The organism is Limosilactobacillus mucosae (assembly GCF_013423865.1).
Lineage (GTDB): Bacteria > Bacillota > Bacilli > Lactobacillales > Lactobacillaceae > Limosilactobacillus > Limosilactobacillus mucosae.
The window spans coordinates 1,079,642-1,099,384 of record NZ_CP058954.1 but is presented as its reverse complement, the minus strand read 5'-3'; the positions used below and the strand labels follow the sequence as shown (position 1 = coordinate 1,099,384).

Sequence of the window (19,743 nt, the reverse complement as noted above, 5' to 3'; positions counted from 1 at the left end):
TATTTAAGAAAGGGGCTGCAAAATGAAAGTTGATTTGAACAGTGATCTGGGTGAAAGCTTTGGTCATTATGTTTTGGGAAATGACGAACAGATTCTGCCGCTGATTACTGCGGCCAACGTTGCCTGTGGGTTTCATGCTGGTGATCCCAACGTTATGGCTCAAACGGTAGCAATTGCTGAAAAAAATGGCGTAGCTATCGGTGCCCATCCCAGTTATCCAGACCGGATTGGCTTTGGTCGTCGGCACATGGACATGCAGCTGGAAAACGTTGAAAATATGATTACCTACCAAGTGGCGGCACTGCAAGGCTTTGTCAAGGGACACCGTCTGCATCATGTGAAACCGCATGGCGCGCTTTACAATGCCGCGGCTAAGAGTCTGCCATTGGCACTGGCAATTTGTCGCGGGATTAAGCGCGTTGATCCTGAATTGCCAATTTATGGGCTGGCTGGCAGTCAATTGATTACGGCAGCTCGTGAAATTGGTTTGCCTTATGCCAGCGAGGTGTTTGCTGATCGGGCTTATCAGGCTGATGGGACGCTGGTGCCTCGGGTCAAGCCGCATGCAGTGCTGCATGATCCGCAAGAAGTTGCCAAACGTGCGGTCCATATGATTCAAGATCAGGCCGTTACTGCAATTACTGGTGAGCACGTTGAGCTGCAAGTCGATACGATTTGCGTGCATGGTGACAATGAAGAAGCGTTGGCAATCGTACGGGCGCTGCGCTCAGCACTTAAAGATGCAGCAATTGAAATCGCACCTTTTGATCCCCACCATGCTTGATTTTGTAACTAACGACAGATTACATAAGGGAGGAAGATGTCTATGCAAAAGCACAATAAGAATGGCGCCTCTGAGCTGCCGGCAACTCATGATAAGAAATTACGTTCGGCTGCGATTGGTGGCGCGTTCTTAATGGCCATGTCAGCAGTCGGTCCTGGCTTTTTGACCCAGACGGCTACCTTTACTGGACAATTAGGCGCTGATTTTGGTTTTGCCATTTTGATCTGTATTTTAGTCGATATTGTCGTGCAGCTGAACATCTGGCGCATTATCGTCGTTGCTGGCAAGCGCGCGCAAGTGGTTGCCAACGAGGTCTTCCCGGGCTTGGGCTATCTGCTGAGTGCGTTGGTGGCAATTGGCGGCTTGTTCTTCAATATTGGCAACGTCGGCGGGGCTGGCTTAGGGCTTAATGTTTTGTTTGGCATCTCGCCGCAAGCCGGGGCGGTGTTGATCGGCATTTTTTCAATTATTGTCTTGGTAATTAAAGATGCTCTTAAAGCCGTTGATCGGACGGTTCAGGTACTGGCGGCCATCATTGTTCTGGTTTTGATCTACATTCTGTGCGTTATGAAGGTGCCTTACCAAACCGCGGTCGTTCATACGTTTAAGCCAACCCATATTGACTTTTACTCGATTTTGACGATCGTTGGCGGAACCGTTGGGGGCTACATCTCGTTTGCCGGTGGTCATCGTCTGTTGGCGGGCGGTGCCAGTGGTCAAAAAGACATCAAGTACGTTAATGAAGGTGCCCTGACGGGGATCGGGCTGGCATCAGTCGTGCGGGTAATGCTCTTCTTAGCTGGTCTGGCAGTGGTTACAGCTGGCTACAAGCTCGATCCGGCCAACCCCGCGGCTTCGATTTTTAAATACGCGGCCGGTAATTTTGGCTACAAGTTCTTTGGCCTGGTCTTGATCGCGGCCGGACTGTCTTCTGTCCTAGGCTCAACGTTTACCTCGGTCTCATTTCTGGACTATGCCGTCAGCAAGAAGGGCAATGCCAAGTTTGATCAGTTCCGCAGCTGGATTACGATCGGATTTATCGTTTTTGCCACGGCAATCTTCTATTTCATCGGTCAGCCAGCCAAGGTCCTGGTTGTGGTTGGCGCGCTGAACGGCTTTATCCTGCCAATCGCCTTGGGTATTCTGCTGGTTGCCGCGCACAAGTCCAAGATCATGGGGAGCGATTATCATCATCCTGCTTGGCTGACTTGGACGGGCTGGATCGTGGTTGCCTTCATGGCCTACTCCAGCATTGCCGCGGTTATGAAACTGCTTTAAGATAATTTATGACTGATGTGCTTAACCGTGCATCAGTCTTTTTATGTCAAAAAAGTACAACGTTATACATCTTTTAAACACGGGCTTGGAAACGATTGCTAAAACGTTACGAAACATGTTATGATGGTATGGTAAGATATCAGATGGTTTATTTTCAAGGAGGGGATAACAATGAAGAAAACTCGCATGATGATGTTTAGTCTGGTACTGTTTGGTCTGCTGCTGGTGGCGGTACCCGCGAAGGCAGCCAGCATCGATGCTACGGAAAGCACTGCTTCAGCGTTATCCTCTTTAGCCAGTCTGCCAGTCGCAACGGCCTTAGATGATGGCTGGGCCGTTTTAGGAGCGTTGGTGGTTGCTTTGCCAGGTGCATTCTATTTTGGCAAGAAAACCGACGAGAAGAATCGTCAAAATGCCAAATCAGGCCAATCAAACCAGCTGCTGCTTAACTATCGCGGTCAACAAGGCACGGTTGAGCAAATGAGCGGCAAGCAGGGACTCTTTGGTCATATTGTTGGCGTTCGTCACCTGGTATTATATGAAGGTCGCGATTTTGAAGAGCTGGAAAATGATTTTCACGAAGCGGTCGATGAATACCTGGCTAAATATTAAAAAACCGAGCACGGTCGCAAAAAGCGGCGGTGCTCTTTTATTACGTTGATTATTAGAGTATAATGAGAAAATGTTATCAATTTATAGGGAGTGGCATTTTGGCAAAGCGAGAATCAATCTATACCAAAGACGTGATTTTAGTCATGATTGCGTCTTTTTGCTTTATGTTCAGCAACATGTACTGTAATCCGCTGATTAATGGCTATGCGCAAAAGCTGGGAGCCAGCAGCACGTTTGCCGGCGTGATCGCGGGGATGATGAGTCTGGTGGCAATGTTTCTCAGACCGATTGCTGGTAATCTGACGGATCGAATCTCAAAGCATCGGCTGGCTTCTTGGGGCGGCCTGCTGAGTTTTATTGGTGTGACTGGCTATATTTTTGTACCCAACAGTGGCCTGCTGATGTTGTTTCGCTTGATCAACGGGACGGGGTACGTTTTGTGTACCGTCTGCATGACGACTTGGCTGGCCAGCTTGGTCCCATTGTCGCATGTTGGGGAGGCGATGGGACTGTATGGAATCATGAATGCACTGGCAATGGCGTTTGCACCGGCAGTCTCCATTAATCTGTATCATGTAATCGGCTACCGGCCTGCCATTATCGTCTCGGCCGCGGCGGCGCTTTTGGTTGCGGTAATCGTTCAGTTTGTGAGTGATCGTTCCGTACCGGTAAAGAAATTACGCTCAAATGGGTCTGGCCGAATCAAGATCATTCAAAAAAGCGCGCTGCCAGTTGCGGCCATGACGGCTCTGTTTGCGATTCCTTACTTTGCCACGCAGGCTGATATCGTGACCTATGTTGAACAGCGTCACTTAACGGTTGCCGTGGGTGCGTACTTTATGATCTATGCGGCTGTTTTGCTGGTAATCCGGCTTTGTCTGCGCACTAAATTCGACACGGTTCGTTTCGGTAAATGGCTGATCGTCAGTTTGTTGGCCAATGTTTTTTATTTGATCATGCTGTCAATTATGAAAACCAATTGGGAAATGGCTTTGGCGGCCGCTGGCATGGCAATGGGATATGGCATCATCTACTCAGTCTGCCAATCAACGGCCTTGATGCTGGCGCCACAAGGAGAACAGGGACTGGCCAGTTCAACGTTTTTCCTGGGCGTTGACATTGGGATGACGCTGGGACCGGTTTTAGGGGGCTTGATTGACCAGTATCTGCCGCTTAAAGCTTTTTATCCGGTCATGCTGATCATCGTGCCAATCATTTTCTTGATCTATTTGGGAGATCGCAAAGAGTTGAACGGTGCGATCGCAAAACATTAAAAAAACGCTGGGTTGTCAGATGCAATCCAGCGTTTTACATATCTGTTGCTTAATTATCAGCCAGGTCAGCCCAGGTCTGGTGAGTATAAGCCATTTGCCAAAAGCCCAGCTCATAGCTGCTGCTGCGCAAAAAGGCCGTCATCATCTGTTGTTTGACGGTTTCATTGCTGTTGGCGGCCAGTTCATTTACCAAGCCGACCAGCTGTTGGGTACTGGTATCAAAGCCGACTGTCTGATAGCTGTCAAAAAATGCTTGGTAGACGGGAATGGGACTGGTCTGATCTTTCCAGTAGTCGGCAATCTCATCATAAAGCCAGTAGCAGGGTAAAAGAGCGGTCACGGCAGCAGCGGGATCAACGCTCAGCTGATGCTCCATATGGGTGATGTAAGCGTAGTTGTTAGGAGCGATGGGAGCTTGCTGAATCTCTGCTGGGCTGAGCTTGAGCTGTTGCAGCATAGGACTGCGCTGAACGTCTTCTCCGGAACCATTGGCCAGCTTTAAGAGCAGTGCGCCCTGTGATCGAGGAAGCAGGGCGGCGGTTCTTTCATGCAGCTTTTCAAACGCGGTTAGGTATTTGGTATCCTGCGTCAGATAATAGCGAAAGGTTGCCAATGGCAGTTTACCGCTGGCCAGTTCAGTGATAAATGGATGGTGAATGCTTTTTTGCCAGAGTGGTGCAGCTGCTTGATGCAGTTTTTCAGAAAATTTAGTGGTTTTTGAGTCGTTCATAAAAATTTCACCTGGTTGATTTAGTATAAAGAATTGATATGCTGAACGGTTTTTTGAATGTCAGCGCTTTGCAGAATCATTGAGATCATTGAAAGGCCAGCGACTCCGGCAGCAAGCGTCTGGGCCATGTTGGCTTCGGTAATGCCGCCAATGGCCACGATTGGATGGGTGCTTATCGTGACCAGCTCATGCAGTTTTTCAAGTCCCATCGCTGGATCAGCATCATTTTTGGAGCTGGTTGGAAAAATCGGTCCACTGCCGACATAGGCCACCGGCAATTGGTTGGCGTGCTCGATCTGTGCTGGCTGATTGCATGAATAGCCGACAAACATAGTGTTGCCAACCGCGGCTAAGACCTGTTCGACACGCTGATCCTTTTGACCAACGTGGATGCCGTCAGCGTTGATTACCTGGGCCAATTCAACGTCATCATCAACGATCAGCGGAATATGGTGCTGATCGGCCAGTCTGCGCAGTTTCAATCCCAGCTGTACGCGCTGTTTTTGGCTGAGTTGGCTGGTGCCTTTTTCGCGATACTGAAAGGCGGTAATGCCGCTGTCCATTGCGATTGATACGTCGTTTAGAAACCGTTTTGGATCATGATTGACGTCTTGGGTGCCGCCAACCAAATAGCAGTGAAGCATTTCTTCTCTAAATTGCATACTGCCCTCCTAGACGGCCCAGTGATTCAAAGGACCATGCCCGTGACCAACCTGGATGCCATCACGAATCGTGGCTTCCACGTAGGCCTTGCCAATGCGAATCGCGTTTTCCATTGATACGCCCTTAGCCAGCTCGGCGGTAATGCAGGCTGAGATCGTATCACCAGTCCCGTGCGTGCGTTTGGTGTCGATCCGAGGCGAGCTCATCCAAAAGCTGGATCCATCAGCCAGCAATACAAAATCACTGGCCTGTTTTTGATCGTTAAAATGACCGCCCTTAACCAAGACGTTCTTGGCGCCTAAAGCCTGCAGCCGCTGCCCAGCTTTTTTCATATCGGCGTTGTTCTCGATCGTCATTTCAGCCAGTGCCTCTGCTTCCGGCAGGTTGGGCGTTACTAGATCGGCGAGGGGAAGCAGCTTGGTCCTGACCGTGCTGATCGCCTCATCGGTCAACAGGTGCGCGCCGCCTTTGGCAATCATGACTGGATCAACTACCAGTGGTCCAAAATCGGATTGTCTAAGATTGGCGACGACGGTTTCAACGGTTTCAGTATCAGCCAGCATGCCGGTTTTGCAGGCGCGAATTTTTAAATCGGCTTTTAATGAAGCGAACTGTTCATCAATGATTTTTTTAGGCAGCGGCATGGCGTCTTGAACGCCTAGCGTGTTTTGTGCCGTAATGGCGACTAAAACAGTCGTGGCAAAAACATGCCGCATCTGCATGGTTTTTAGATCTGCCTGCATGCCTGCGCCGCCACCTGAATCAGAGCCAGCAATCGAAAGGGCTTGTGGAAATTCATTAATCATCTTTAGTCTTCTTTCTGTAATTCGGTTTGCCAGGCTGCAATCAATTGATCATCGGCTTGGTAAAGATTGTCCAAAAACATGTCATACCAGCGGCTTGGCAGCTGGGTCTTGTTAGCAGCGGCCTGGCCGGCTAAGGCAAAGACCTCGCAAGCCGTGGCGGCCGCTTCCAAAACACTGCCGCCCAGACCGATAAAGGCCGCGATAATACTGGAAAGCATGTCGCCAGTTCCCACATGAACGGCAAACAGCGGCGAGCCAAACGGAACCTTGATGACTTTTTGACCATCAGTAATGATATCTACGGCTCCAGTCATCGCAACGACGGTTTGATATTTTTGAGCACATTTCTGCGCAATGGCGGTCAGATCACCATCCCCAGATCCCGCGTCGATGCCGTGGCTTTGCCAGTCAATCCCAGCTAATGCAGCAATCTCGCCGGCATTTCCACGGATGCAGGCAAAGCGATACTTGCTCAAAAGCTCGTTGGCGACTTGAGTACGATAGGCGCTGCCGGCACAGGCAACCGGGTCAAAAACGGCTGGGACCTCTAAAAACTGCGCGGCATCCATAACCGCCAGCATCTCTTTTCTTTGTGCGGTTTCAACGGTTCCCAGATTAATCGTGACGGCCTGGGCAATCTTAACCATGTCTTCGGCTTCTTCGGGCGCCTTGGACATGATTGGCGAAGCGCCTAAAACGTTTAAGCCATTGGCAACGTCAGCGGGCGTAACCATATTGGCAACCGTTAAGACGACCGGATTTTGTTTGCGCAGCTGTGCAATCAGACTCATATGAATTCCTCCTTTGATTGGCTGAAATAAAAAATCCGCGAACTCGTTAAAACGCTCGCGGATCTGGTTGATTCCAATTCAAAAAAGAAGCACTTTCCTTCGCAAGCATCGACTTAACAGGTTCAAAGAGTTTACGCGTCACTGCGCGCGTCTCAGTCCAGAACATGGACTCCCCTAGTGCGGAAAAATATTCAACTTAGTTTTTAGTATAGCAGAAAATTCAAATTTAAAAAGACTTAATTCATTCAAGTAGGCTGGGATGCTCAATTTCAATCAATAAAGTCGTTTGCTATACAATTCTGTTTTTGAAAACTTATCAAGCAGTCAATTCAGTGATAGATTAATTATAATTATATTAAAAGGGGGGATGGACATGCCAAATCATCAAGCAGGTAAAATCAGCTTTGCCTCGGTGTTTTTGTTCGGGATCAACAGCATGGTCGGGTCCGGCATCTTTTTATTGCCTGGCGTGCTGTTTCAAGATGCCGGCAACTGGAGCCTGGCTTTGATTCTGCTGGCGGCATTGGCAGTCTTGGCAATGGCCTATTGTTATGCCGAGATGGCGCATCATTTTTCGGGGAATGGCGCGGGCTGGTATTATACCTACAAAGAGTTTGGCCGATTTTGGGGCTTTGAGATCGGGCTGTTTACCTGGCTGCAGGGCGCCGCGGCGATTGCTACCGAGATCGCGGCATTTTTACGCGGGCTGCGACCATGGCTGCCAAGATTAAGTGAGATTACGGTCTATCGCTGGGCCGGATTGGGAATGATTCTGATTTTACTGACGATCCGGCTGCTGGGCAAAAAGGCGTCAACCTGGGCCAATAACTTTTCAACGGTCTTGAAGCTGGCAGTTTTGGGATTGTTTATCGTGCTGGGGATTTTTTACGTCAAGCCGGGCAACTTTAATGCTTCGGTCCATAATTCGCTTAGTGACTTTGATCATGCATTTATGCTGATCTTCTTTATGTTTCCAGGATTTTCGTTTCTGCCGGTACAGGCATCGTCCATTCATAATTCCAAAAAGAACCTGCCAAAGCTTTTGATTGGCGTGGTCATTAGCGTTACGGTCATCTATGTGGTTACCATGAGCGTGGCGATCGGGATGCTTGGCAATCGAATCGACAATGTGGACGCACCGCTGGCTTGGGCGTTTGGTCAGCAGTTTGGCAAGCTGGGTGAGGCCGTGATTATGATCGGCATGTTGGGATCGATTGCCGGCGTGGCGATCTCAATGTTTTACAGTACGCCATACGTGGTCTCATCGCTGGCAAATGAAAAGGCGCTGCTGCCCAGGTTTATCGGCATCAAGTCACAAAATGGCGTTCCATACGTGGCTACGCTTTTAACGGCCGGCATCGTTTTGATTTTGGTAATGACAGGAGATTATCTGGCGCTGATTCCCTGCAGCATCATGATTGCCGTCGTTCAGTACGCATTCGTGGCGATGGCAACCATCAAGCTTGAATTCGCGGATTTAAAGCGGCGGCATGCACAAGGCAAGATTGACCATATTGATATTTATGAAATGGTGCTGGCTGTGATAGCGTTGCTTTGTTGTTTGTTTTTGGCCCGTTTTGTAACTCCCTTGGCAATCGAGATCACGGCTGGCATTGCGTTGATCGGAGTGGTCAGCTATCTGGGACAGCTGATTAAGCGGCCGCCAGCTGGAAATTAACCAAAGACAGCGCTTTCTATCCGCGTTATAATCGGATTAGATGATTTAGAAGCGGAGGGATTTTTAATGACGGAAATCAATTCATACGTGGATTTAAAGTGGCTGCCAGTCGTTGAAAAGTTTCGCCATGAAGCCAAAATAAATGACGACGCGCGTGATGCCGGGCTGAATCCGTACCCAGAAAACGTTGATCGCTTTGACAACATTCGCTATGGTGATCATGGTGATGACAACCTGCTCGATTTGTATCGGCCGCATCGCTATCAAGGAAAACTGCCGGTAATCGTGCACGTGCATGGCGGCGGTTATGTCTATGGTACCAAAGAAACCTATCAATTCTATGGACTGGCAATGGCGCGGATGGGTTTTGCCTTTATCAACTTTAACTATCGCAAGGCGCCAGAAGTTGAATACCCAAGCGAGCTGCGGGAAACCAACCAAGTCTTTCACTGGCTGGTGCAGCACGCCGACAAGTATGATCTGGATCTCAACAACGTCTTCATTGCTGGCGACAGTGCCGGTGCGCAGATGGCAGAACAATATCTGGTCATGTATACCAATCCAGAATACGCGCAGTTGCTGGAAATGCAGATGCCGGATTTAAAATTGAAAGCTGGTCTGCTCAACTGCGGCTGCTACTTTTTGGAACGGCAGCTGGCTCAGCCAAGCGTTCTGGATGCCTATTTTACAGGACATGCCCGTTCGCTGCATCCACATGATCTGAAAGTAGAAGACTATATTACCAAGGACTTTTTGCCGGTCTTTGTTATGACTGCCAACCAAGACTTTTTGCATGATACGGCCGTCCGCTTTGATCAGTATCTGCTTGATCGAAAAATTCCGCATGAGTTTAGAAGCTATGGCGATTCTCAACATCCCCGCGGTCATGTTTTCCATGTCAACCAAAAGGATCCCGAAATTGCGGCCCGCTGCAATGCTGATGAGATCGATTTTTTGCGACGTTTTATTGATTAGTGTCAAATGCTTGCTTAAAAACCGGTGAAGAAATGCCTAATGTTGAAATTAAATCTTCGGCTCAAAGTTTGGGTCGGAGATTTTTTGATGTTTGCTGCGGGTGGCTAATTAACCTATAATGAAAAATAGTCTATCAATGGGGGAATGAGAATGGATCATCAGCCAGACATGCGAGACTGGTCGTTTGCCAAGCGGGCGTTAGCTGAGATTCAGCAGGCCAAGCGCAAAAAGTGGTACAGCTTTTGGGTGCAAGTTGAGCTGCCAGACGGCAAAAAACACTGGTATCAATTGCCCAGAGACGTTCAGTATGCAATGCGGCAGCACGAAAAAAAGCATCGTCAAGACTGGTTTTTGATCATTAAAGGGGCTTTGATCAACGTACCGGTTTCATCATATGATGAACAGGGCGATGTTGAGCTAAAGACTGGCGTGATTCGTCGAGCCGAGCGTCGTCATCAGCATACGTCTGATCCAGCGCAGATCTCACGCAGTCAATTTGTCCAGCCGCGCTACAGCTGGTGGGGGATCAGCAATCAAAAAGAAATGATCGTCTATCTGCAGCATGACCATAATCAAGGTAATCGTGAACAAATCAAACGCGATGTCAAAATCATCAATCGAAACTGGCAAAGAGCACGCTGGCAGGAGCCTTGCCGCTTGATGCTCAAGTACAGTTTGGCGGTCAGCTGCCTGGTGATGCTGTGCAGCCGGTCGATCATGCGCGGGCTGCTTTTGGTTGGTGGACTGATTGGGCTGATCTTTTCGCTTTGGCTGAACTGGTATCTCAGGCCAATCGAGTAACCGATCGCCAAAAACAAGGCATGGCTTGGTACTGTGCGCATTCGAATCGTTTAGAATAGCAAATGACGCTGGATCGAGAATTGACCCAGCGTCATTTTTTAAGATTGAATCGTGATTTTGAGACTATTTATAGTTATTCAGCGCGTTTTGCAGCTCGGTTTTAATCTGGTCAACCAGAGCAGTCGGTTCCAGGATCTTGACTTGTGAGCCAGCACTGAGCAACCAGATCAAAGCACCCTGAATATTGGCCACGTGGGCTTCAATGACGACGTTTTCCTCATCGGCAGCCAGCTGATTAAAGTCGAATGATTCCTGTTTTCTGGCGTCATAGATCGGCGCAGTAAGGTCATTTTCGTGATAGACCTTGGCCGCATAGGGAAATTTGTCGAGTGATGGCTCGATGATGCGGCGCGCACAGCGGAACACGATTTTTTCAACCGTTCCGTTCATGCTGCCAAACATGTTGGCCAGACTGTTGATGTTGGCGCTACGGCTGGTTTCAATAGCATCGGGATCACAGTCGATCGGCAGGCTGGTTAAACTGGCCTGTTGAATGCGGTCGATCCGGTAGTTGCGAATATTGTTAGCTTTTTCCGGCACGTTGTATAAAATTGCGCGCAGATAAAAGTAATGATCGTTAAAGTCGATGCTTAATGGATCCAATTCGCGCTGAGCAATCTGACCATGCGCGTCTTGGTAGACGATTTTTAAGACGTGCTGATCCGACAAGGAATGACAGATCGTCTCAAAAATATTGACGTCAACCAGCGATTGAACGGGTTGGTACTCATCGCGGCTAGGTTTTAAAAGCACCTTGAAAAGCTCATCTTTATTGACGACCTTAAATGGGGCCATCAATCCCTTGATAACCGCGGAAAGGTCGGCTTTGCTGAAGGCCCGGCTGGCAATGATGATCTTGGCGATAATCAAGGTGCGGCGGAAATCGATCGTCTTAGGTGCCGTGTTTAACCGAAAAATCCGATCATGATCATTGAACGACTGGACGGTGATTTCCATTGGGGCCAGCCATTGCTTGATTTTATTGAAGTTCTTGTTGATGGCATCTGATTTGACATTGGCTACGGCTTCGATCTCGCTGCTGGTTACCATCCCTTCCGTCAGCAGTTTGATCAGCATAAAGCGTGCGGCTTTTCCTTTCGTATCAGCCATTGAAAACTCCCCCTTAATGTAAGCAAAAATATTATGGCAAATGAGGAGCTGCCGGGTTAATCACCTGATGACCAAACGAATTGATTGATGAGAGCTGAATTAATGGATTGCTAATACTTTTCAAAGATGCTATCTTGCCAGGCGATCATTATTTGGTGCAGGCTGTAGCTGCATTTCAAAATGCTGACTGTTGATCAGTTCCACACTCGTCAATAGTAATTATCCGCGTTTGACATTAACTTATTTTAATAAATTAAACTAATTAATCTTAATTTAAATTAAAAAATATATTGACATTCTAATTTAATTATCATAAACTAACACCATTAAATCTTGACCAGGCTTAAAACAGAAAGGAGCCGTTTAAAATGGAATTTCAATTAAAAGTTCAATTTAATCAACAAACGGCTCTCAAAAAACAAGCCCTGCTGATGCTGTCAATCAAGGACCCGATTATTATTCAGTGCTGACTGAAAATAATTTGGCCCTTCTTTAGCTTGGCTGGGGGCCTCAAATGAAGCTCTCATTCAAAGCGAATGGGAGCTTTTATTTTGCCGGTCATAGGTTTGCTAAACGATTCGACATAAGATACATGAAAGAGGGAATCTACCATGATGTTTTCACAATGTGGACCACAACGTTTTATTTCTACCAATGATGCCTATGATTACCTGCCAACCTATTTTGAGGAAGGCGGCATCAAGAAGGTGCTGTTCCTGCATGGTGAAAAGTCATGGGCCGCGGCTAAGCCTTACATGCCAGAGATGCCAGCCAGCGTATCAATCATTGACGTGCCCTTCAATGGCGAGTGCTCCTATGAAGAAATTGCGCGCGTCAAGGAGATCGCAACGGAAAACCAGGTTGATATGGTAATCGGTCTGGGCGGCGGCAAGTGTCTGGATACGGTCAAAAGTGTTACGCAGGGAACCAACTTTAAGCTGGGCCTGATTCCAACCTTGGCCAGCAACTGCGCGCCATGGTCGGCTTTAAGCGTCCACTACCAGGAAAACGGCGAGCATATCAATCACGAGATCTATCATGAAACGGCCGACATTATGCTGCTTAATCCTCAGGTGATCGTCAACTCGCCAATCAACTATTTTGTTGCGGGAATTGGCGATACGCTGGCCAAGTACTACGAATCCGAGATGATTTTTGAAAACATGCAGCCAGAACAGTTCAACACGCAGCTGACGATCTCGCGGGCAATGGCTCAGGCTTGCCGCGACGATCTGCTGGAAAACTCAGAACAGGCAATTGCTGACATGAAGAAGGGCGAGGTGACGCCGGTCTTTCGTAAGGTGGTTGAGACGGTGATCGTAACTTCCGGCCTGGTTGGCGGCTGGGGCGACTACTTTGCACGGGCAACCGGTGCTCATTCAGTTCATGATGCTTTGACCGTCTTTCCAGAAACCAGTGATTCGCTGCATGGCGAACGGGTTGCTTATGGGATTCTGGTACTTTTGGCTCTTGAAAAGCGTGAGGATGAAATGGCTGAGCTTTTGCCGCTTTACCGCAGCATGGGTCTGCCAGTATGCCTTGCAGATCTGAATCTTGATGGCTCAGACCAGGACGTGGTGGCGCAGATTGCTCACGACACTTCCGCAGACGGCACGCAGATTCATTTCCTGCCAATCGATACGGGCGAACAGGCTGTTGCACGGGCGATTACCCGCGTTGAAGAAATTACGGCTAGTGAAACGGTTGCTTAAAATAAAGGATCGGCTGGCGATATAATCGTGGCTGAAAAATAAATAAACGAAACGATGCGGCTTGATGGCGGATTTTCCGTAGTCAGGCCGTTTTTTTATCTGAATCTTGAAATTAGAAAAAGCCCATCGAATAACCAGCTGAATTTTTGGATTCGCCTGGATTTTCGGTGGGCATCTTGGCAATGAACCGATTATGGATTTTTAGAGCTTATTTAAGATAGTCGCGGGCAATCTGCTTGTAGATGTCAATCATGCTGAGATACTGATCCAAGTCGATATACTCGTCGATCTTATGGGCCGTGGCGTTGCCGGGACCAAATACCAAAACGTCCATGTCGCGGTTAGCTTTGGTCATTTCCGAGGCATCCGTGCCAAAAGCAATGCCGCGGACGTTAAAGCTGTGGCCCAAATGATCGGCGGCAGCCTTTTGCGCAATGGCGACGATTTCGGCATTACGCTCCGTCGTGACGGCGATCTTGCTGCCGAGAATCTCGATGGAAAGCTGCGCGTGATCCTGATCATTGAGATTGGCGATGATGCGGTTTAAATGAGCGATGATTTCGTCATTGTTCGTTTCGGGAATGGTTCTAAGCTTGACGAAAAGTTCCGCATGATCAGGCACGGCATTCAGCTGCTCACCGCCATCGATCTTAGTAACTACCGGCACGACACGTCCTAAGACGGGATTTTCGTATTTAGCGACCAGTTCGTCAAAATATCGTTCCTGTTCCTGATAAAAATGAATCAAGGGCGTAATGGCGTTAAAGCCCAGATCCGGCCGTGAGCTGTGCGCGGCTTTGCCAATCGAGTCGATGCGGTAGGTGATTGATCCTTTATGCGCGTAGGCAATGTCGGCATTAGTCGGTTCGGCAAAGATCGCGGCGGTCAGATCGTCAACATAGCCGTCTTTTGCAAACCGCTGCGCCCCTTGCATGTGATTGATCTTGGAGCTTTCTTCGGCTACGGTACCCAGCAGTTCCAGCTTACCGTTTAAACCCGCGCCTTCATCTTTTAATTCGGCCATTGCAATCGCCATCGCCGCCAGACCACCTTTCATATCAGCCGTCCCACGTCCATACATACGATTGTTTTCAATATGAGCACTGAATGGCGGAAACTGCCATTTGGCGGGATCCTCAGTCTTTACCACGTCTTGATGACCGCAGAACGCCAAGACCTTATCATTGTTTCCATCACCCAGCTCAGCATAGAAATTGCTGCGGCCTTTCATGACTGGCAATAGCCGGCAGTTGACGTCATGTTCCTGCATGAATGACTGCAGAACAACGGCTAAGCGATCCTCAAAACCGCCAGCCGTGTCGATTTCAATCAGCTGTTTTAAAAAGTCGATACGTGCCTGGTTATCCATGGAAAAGACTCCTTTAAATCATTTTTAAACACCATCATAGCGCGCTGATCACCAGCTGTCTAAAAAATTTTTTAAAAAAGCAAAAGGCAACAGCGCCAACGTGTTTCGGTTTATCGATTTCCTAAATTTAACTGGAAGCGTTGACAAAACATGAAAGCGCATTTATTATACTAGGTGTATCGATAACCTAAAGCGTTTTCAATATTATTGAAGATAAGGGAGAGTTGAAGATGAACTATCTAATTGGTGTGGACGTCGGCACGACCAGCACAAAAGCGGTCCTGTTCGATGAGAAAGCTCAGGTACTGGATTCTTATAAAGAACTGTATCAGCTTTATCGTGACGGCAATGGAATGGCGGAGCAGAATCCGGATGACCTGACTGCGGCCGTCGAAAAAGTGATTCATGATGCGGCTGATCGGGCCAAGTTATTAGGTGGGCAGGTATTGGCAGTCTCGTTTTCCAATGCCAACCAAAGCGTGATCTTGCTGGATAAGAATCATCAGCGGCTGACGCGGGCGATGACCTGGGCTGATACGCGGGCGCGCGAGGTTGCAGCTAAGCTGAAGGCCACCCCGGATGGAGCCGACATCTACGCGCAAACCGGGACGCCGATTCATCCAATGTCACCTTTGACCAAACTGATGTGGCTAAAGCAGACGCAGCCTGAAAAAATGGCAGCTGCGGCATATGTTGCTGACATTAAGTCGTATTTGTTCTGGAAACTGTTCGGCAAGTTTAGAGTCGACATCTCAACGGCCAGCTGCACTGGATTTTTCAATATGCATACGCAGGATTGGGATGATGAGATTCTGAAGCTGACTGGCATTACGCGCTCACAGCTGCCAGAGATCGTTGACGGGACGACCCAGGAAACTGGCTTGACGCCGGTAGCCAAGCAGGCAACGGGGCTTGATGATGAGACGCCGTTTGTCTATGGTGCGTTTGACGGCGCGCTTTCCAATCTTGGCGTCGGGGCCACGCGGCAGGACACGGTTGCCATTACGATTGGGACTTCAGCGGCGGTGCGCGTGGCTACTGATCATCCAGTGGTCGATCCCGAACAGCGCCTGTTCTGCTACTCAATTGATCGGCAGCGCTGGGTAGTCGGTGGTCCTTTGAACAATGGCGGTGATGTTTTTCAATGGGCGGCCAATCATTTGGTCGACAGTTCGGCTGCCAAGAGCGAGGACAAATCGGTTTATGACGTTGCCAATCAAGTAATCGCCAGCGTTCCGGCCGGTGCTCATGGCCTATTGTTCCATCCGTTTCTTGGTGGTGAGCGGGCGCCGCTTTGGGATGCCAACGCGCGCGGCAGCTTCTTTGGTCTGAATCCGCTGCATACCCGTGCTGACATGCTGAGGGCGGTAATGGAGGGCATCTGCATGAACATTGCCACGGTCTATGATGCGGTATGCGATCTGGTTGGTAAGCCTGCCAGCGTAACGGCAACGGGTGGCTTTGCCCGTTCTGAGGTCTGGAAGCAGATGCTGGCGGATGTCTTGGACGTCGCGGTCAACATTCCAGAGTCCTATGAATCGGGATGTCTTGGCGCGGTTACGATGGCGATGAAGAGTCTGGGAATGATTGATGATCTGGACGCGGTACAAGACTTGATCGGCAGCGTTGGTGCTTATCAGCCGGAGCAGGCCACGGTGCGGGTCTATCAAAAGTACCTGCCATTGTTCAAACAGGTTGAAGGATTGCTCAAGCCGGCCTATTCAACGATTGCTCGGCTCCAGCAGGAAAATTAAAATTGAGGGGGAAACATTATGCCACTGCTCATTGTTTTATTAGGGGTTTTGATTCTGATCTTCTTGATCGTTAAGTTGAAGCTCAACACATTCGTTTCACTGGTCGTTACTTCATTTATCATTGCGCTTTGTCTGCAGATTCCGGTTGCCAAGATACCAACCGCGATTGAAACTGGGATTGGCGGTCAGCTGGGCCACTTAGCAATTATTTTCGGATTTGGGTCCATGCTGGGTCAACTGGTTTCTGATGCTGGTGGTGGCTACCGGATTGCCACGACTTTGATCAATAAGTTTGGTCGGCGCTGGATTCAGGTTGCCGTAATTCTGGCATCGTTTATCATTGGTCTGGCACTGTTCTTTGAAGTTGGTCTGGTTGTCGTTTTGCCAATCATTTTCATCATTGCTCGAGAGCTGGACATGCCGCTGATGTACCTGGGGATACCGATGGCAGCTACTTTGAACGTCTGCCACGCCTTCTTGCCGCCACACCCGGCACCAACGGCTATTACCGACATTCTTGGTGCTACTTTGGGTCACGTGCTGCTTTTGGGGATCATCGTCGCGATTCCAACGATCATTATCTCCGGTCCGGTTTTCAACTATTTCCTGCACAAGGTTTATCCTTCCGTTTACCGCAAAGACGTTGATATCTCGGTCCTTGGCGAATACAAGGAATTCAAGCTGGAAGAAACGCCTGGCTTTGGCATCTCCGTTTTGACGGCCATGATGCCGGTTATCCTGATTGCCGTTGCTACGATCTGCTCATTTGTACTCTCTAAGACCAACCCAGTCAACCAGTTCATTCAATTCGTCGGTGCTCCGGATGCGGCCATGCTGCTGTCGCTGCTGTTTGCGATCTGGACGATGGGGCTGGCCCGCAGTGAAAAGATGAGCGAGATCTCCAAGTCAATGACGACTTCCGTTAAGCAGATTGCCATGATGCTGCTGATCATCGGTGGCGGTGGTGCCTTTAAGGAAGTTCTGGTAGAAGGCGGCATCTCCAAATACGTTTCCACGCTGTTCTCCGGTACCAGCATCTCACCAATCCTGGCTGCCTGGCTGATTACGGCATTGCTGCGGGTTTCGCTTGGCTCCTCGACTGTTTCTTCAATGACGGCAGCTGGTCTGATCGCACCAATGGCCGCCCACATGTCGCCAACGATGAGTGCTTTGATGGTGCTTTCAATTGGTGCCGGTTCGGTATTCTGCGATCACGTTAACGATGCTGGTTTCTGGATGATCAAGGAATACTTCGGCCTGTCACTTAAAGAAACCCTGCTTTCCTGGTCGACGCTGACTTCAGTATTGTCACTGGCTGGTCTGGCAAGCGTCTGGGTCCTGTCGTTGATCATTGCCTAACTGATTTTCTTAGCTAAAGATTCACTCTTAAAATACCTATAAAAGTGCGTGGATCCAGTTGTGGTTACGCACTTTTTTAATTAGTGCCGGGTTATGATAAAATAAATCTTACTAAGCAAACAGGCTAAAGGAAGAGGATTATGTCACAGCATGTAACAATCAGCGACGTTGCCAAAGCGGCGGGGGTTTCGGTAACGACCGTCTCGCGCTATCTCAACGGCCATTATCAAAAAATGAGCGCGCAGACCAAAGAGCGCATTGACGCCACGATCAATCAACTGCATTACGTGCCGGCTGCTTCGGCTAGACGACTGCGCCAGACGCAGAGCCATTTAGTGGGGGTATTGGTCGGGGATATTGCCAACCATTTCTCATCACTGCTCAGCAAGGGAATCTATGATATCTTGCAGCCAGCAGGTTATGATGTATTGTTGATGAACACCAACAACTCGCAAGAAATGGAGAAAAAGGCCTTAGATGATCTATATCAGCAGCGCGTTGACGGCATTATCGTGCAGCCAAACTCGCGCAGCTTTGAACAGTATCAATCAATTCTGCGCAATCAGACGCCGTTGGTTTTGGTTGACCGGGAAGTCGACGATCAGCCGCTGACGGTGGGCAAGGTAACCAGCGCCAACTTTGACGCCAGCTACCGGTTGGGACGGCAGTTGGGCAAAAAAGGTTATGCCAATGTAATTACGGTCAGCTCACGATTTGCCGAGGCTTCTGGGCAGCATCCCCGGATCAAGGGCTTTCAGCTGGCGGCCAGTGAGACGGGGCTGACCTATCATAATATTGAAATCAAAGGGCATGATGATGACTGGCTGGCAAGAGAATTGACACGTGTAATGGGGCAGCTTAATGGACGAACGGTCGTGATCTCATTGATGGGCCCGATCCTGTTTACGCTGCTTAAGATCTTTAAGCATGAAAAAGTAACGTTTCCTAAAGATCTGGGGCTGATCAGCTTTGATGACTGGAGCTGGTCGCAGTACGTTGGTGAAGACGGCATCTTTTTGCTGCGGCAGGACATGGAGCTGATGGGTAATCTGGCGGCGCAAAAGCTGCTGACTCAAATCAAAAACCACTCAACGATCAGTGATACGTCGATTCTGCCGGTTACTGTTGATATGCATTCCTCAATCTAGTCAGTAAAAACGGTTGATCCGCAAATTAGCGATCAACCGTTTTTTAATCGTTAATTTAAAAGAAAGCGATAACATTTAACTGTCAATCCATTAAAATAAAAAGAAAAGCCTTTTGATGGGGGATGACAGTATGGCACTGATTGAAGTTCATAATAATACCAAGATTTATCAAACAGGGTCAGAAAAGCTTTATGCCAACAAAGACATCAGCTTTTTAATTGAAAAAGGCGAGCTGGTAATCATTCTGGGCGCTTCTGGCGCGGGCAAGTCAACTTTGCTCAACATCTTAGGCGGGATGGATACGAACTCAAGCGGCGAGGTTATCGTTGCTGGCCACGACATTGCCAAATATGATCGTCGTGAGTTGACGACCTATCGCCGGCTGAGCGTGGGATTTGTCTTTCAGTTCTATAATCTGATTCCCAACCTGACTGCTAAAGAAAACGTTGAATTGGCTTCAGAAATCGTTCCCCAGGCGCTGGATGCCGTTGAAGCGCTAAAAGCCGTGGGGCTGGCCAATCGCATCAACAACTTTCCCGCTCAGCTTTCCGGTGGCGAGCAGCAGCGAGTGGCAATTGCGCGTGCCGTCGCTAAGAACCCACAGCTGCTTTTGTGTGATGAGCCGACTGGTGCGCTGGATTATGAAACAGGCAAGCAGGTGCTGCAGATTCTGCAGGATATGAGTCGCGAGCATGGTTCAACGGTCATTATCGTTACGCATAACGCGGCTTTGGCTCCGATTGGCGATCAGGTGCTGTATATTCACGACGGTCAGCTGGTCAAGCAGAAACGCAATCAGCATCCGGCTGACATTCAGTCAATTGAATGGTAGGTGAGAA

Annotated in this window: 18 protein-coding genes and 1 riboswitch; of the genes, 12 read left to right on the top strand and 6 right to left on the bottom strand. The window is 48.9% G+C overall.

Going from position 1 to position 19,743, the window contains the following annotated elements; all coding sequences use genetic code 11:
- Window positions 1–22 precede the first annotated feature (22 nt).
- From H0G69_RS05260 to H0G69_RS05245, 4 genes are all read left to right on the top strand, one after another.
- Window positions 23–784: a LamB/YcsF family protein gene (locus H0G69_RS05260; RefSeq protein WP_180304319.1), complete on the top strand. Its 762-nt coding sequence runs from the start codon at window positions 23–25 to the stop codon at window positions 782–784.
- Window positions 785–826: 42 nt separating this feature from the next.
- On the top strand, window positions 827–2,062 hold the full coding sequence (locus tag H0G69_RS05255) for an NRAMP family divalent metal transporter (protein WP_180304318.1): 1,236 nt from the start codon (window positions 827–829) through the stop codon (window positions 2,060–2,062).
- 171 nt (window positions 2,063–2,233) lie between these two features.
- On the top strand, window positions 2,234–2,674 hold the full coding sequence (locus H0G69_RS05250) for a hypothetical protein (protein ID WP_033935082.1): 441 nt from the start codon (window positions 2,234–2,236) through the stop codon (window positions 2,672–2,674).
- Between the two features lie 98 nt (window positions 2,675–2,772).
- On the top strand, window positions 2,773–3,948 hold the full coding sequence (locus H0G69_RS05245) for an MFS transporter (protein ID WP_180304317.1): 1,176 nt from the start codon (window positions 2,773–2,775) through the stop codon (window positions 3,946–3,948).
- Window positions 3,949–3,997: 49 nt separating this feature from the next.
- On the opposite strand, the gene H0G69_RS05240 is transcribed toward H0G69_RS05245, so the two are convergent.
- From H0G69_RS05240 to thiM, 4 genes are read right to left on the bottom strand one after another with little or no spacing between them, the layout of a single operon-like run.
- On the bottom strand, window positions 3,998–4,678 hold the full coding sequence (locus tag H0G69_RS05240; RefSeq protein ID WP_180304316.1) for a TenA family protein: 681 nt from the start codon (window positions 4,676–4,678) through the stop codon (window positions 3,998–4,000).
- Between the two features lie 20 nt (window positions 4,679–4,698).
- Window positions 4,699–5,340, bottom strand: coding sequence for a thiamine phosphate synthase (thiE, locus tag H0G69_RS05235; protein WP_180304315.1), 642 nt, complete (start codon window positions 5,338–5,340; stop codon window positions 4,699–4,701).
- 9 nt (window positions 5,341–5,349) lie between these two features.
- Complete coding sequence (gene thiD, locus H0G69_RS05230) at window positions 5,350–6,147, bottom strand: bifunctional hydroxymethylpyrimidine kinase/phosphomethylpyrimidine kinase (RefSeq protein WP_180304314.1); 798 nt, start codon at window positions 6,145–6,147, stop codon at window positions 5,350–5,352.
- A 2-nt stretch (window positions 6,148–6,149) separates the two neighbouring features.
- Window positions 6,150–6,938, bottom strand: coding sequence for a hydroxyethylthiazole kinase (gene thiM, locus H0G69_RS05225; protein ID WP_180304313.1), 789 nt, complete (start codon window positions 6,936–6,938; stop codon window positions 6,150–6,152).
- A 77-nt stretch (window positions 6,939–7,015) separates the two neighbouring features.
- Window positions 7,016–7,124, bottom strand: a riboswitch (TPP riboswitch).
- A gap of 187 nt (window positions 7,125–7,311) precedes the next feature.
- Between thiM and H0G69_RS05220 the strand changes: the two genes are divergently transcribed.
- The 3 genes from H0G69_RS05220 (at window position 7,312) to H0G69_RS05210 (ending at window position 10,392) form a co-directional block, all read left to right on the top strand.
- Complete coding sequence (locus tag H0G69_RS05220) at window positions 7,312–8,616, top strand: APC family permease (protein WP_180304312.1); 1,305 nt, start codon at window positions 7,312–7,314, stop codon at window positions 8,614–8,616.
- A gap of 66 nt (window positions 8,617–8,682) precedes the next feature.
- Window positions 8,683–9,591: an alpha/beta hydrolase gene (locus H0G69_RS05215; RefSeq protein ID WP_180304311.1), complete on the top strand. Its 909-nt coding sequence runs from the start codon at window positions 8,683–8,685 to the stop codon at window positions 9,589–9,591.
- Between the two features lie 150 nt (window positions 9,592–9,741).
- A complete protein-coding gene (locus H0G69_RS05210) occupies window positions 9,742–10,392 on the top strand; it encodes a DUF7679 family protein (RefSeq protein ID WP_180304310.1) in 651 nt (216 codons plus the stop codon).
- A 123-nt stretch (window positions 10,393–10,515) separates the two neighbouring features.
- Here the strand turns inward: H0G69_RS05210 and H0G69_RS05205 are convergent, their stop codons facing one another.
- A complete protein-coding gene (locus tag H0G69_RS05205) occupies window positions 10,516–11,562 on the bottom strand; it encodes a helix-turn-helix transcriptional regulator (protein ID WP_180304309.1) in 1,047 nt (348 codons plus the stop codon).
- 611 nt (window positions 11,563–12,173) lie between these two features.
- On the opposite strand from H0G69_RS05205, the gene H0G69_RS05200 reads away from it, so the two are divergent.
- Entirely contained in the window at window positions 12,174–13,274 is a 1,101-nt protein-coding gene (locus H0G69_RS05200; protein WP_180304308.1) for an iron-containing alcohol dehydrogenase family protein, read from the top strand.
- 208 nt (window positions 13,275–13,482) lie between these two features.
- On the opposite strand, the gene H0G69_RS05195 is transcribed toward H0G69_RS05200, so the two are convergent.
- Window positions 13,483–14,643 (bottom strand): ArgE/DapE family deacylase, encoded by a 1,161-nt coding sequence (locus tag H0G69_RS05195; protein WP_180304307.1) that lies wholly within the window; start codon window positions 14,641–14,643, stop codon window positions 13,483–13,485.
- A gap of 230 nt (window positions 14,644–14,873) precedes the next feature.
- On the opposite strand from H0G69_RS05195, the gene H0G69_RS05190 reads away from it, so the two are divergent.
- From H0G69_RS05190 to H0G69_RS05175, 4 genes are all read left to right on the top strand, one after another.
- Window positions 14,874–16,397: a gluconokinase gene (locus H0G69_RS05190; protein ID WP_180304306.1), complete on the top strand. Its 1,524-nt coding sequence runs from the start codon at window positions 14,874–14,876 to the stop codon at window positions 16,395–16,397.
- Between the two features lie 18 nt (window positions 16,398–16,415).
- Entirely contained in the window at window positions 16,416–17,756 is a 1,341-nt protein-coding gene (locus H0G69_RS05185) for a gluconate:H+ symporter (RefSeq protein ID WP_180304305.1), read from the top strand.
- Between the two features lie 140 nt (window positions 17,757–17,896).
- Window positions 17,897–18,904, top strand: a complete 1,008-nt coding sequence (locus H0G69_RS05180; protein WP_180304304.1) for a LacI family DNA-binding transcriptional regulator — start codon at window positions 17,897–17,899, stop codon at window positions 18,902–18,904.
- A 130-nt stretch (window positions 18,905–19,034) separates the two neighbouring features.
- A complete protein-coding gene (locus tag H0G69_RS05175; RefSeq protein WP_180304303.1) occupies window positions 19,035–19,736 on the top strand; it encodes an ABC transporter ATP-binding protein in 702 nt (233 codons plus the stop codon).
- Window positions 19,737–19,743: the final 7 nt, after the last annotated feature.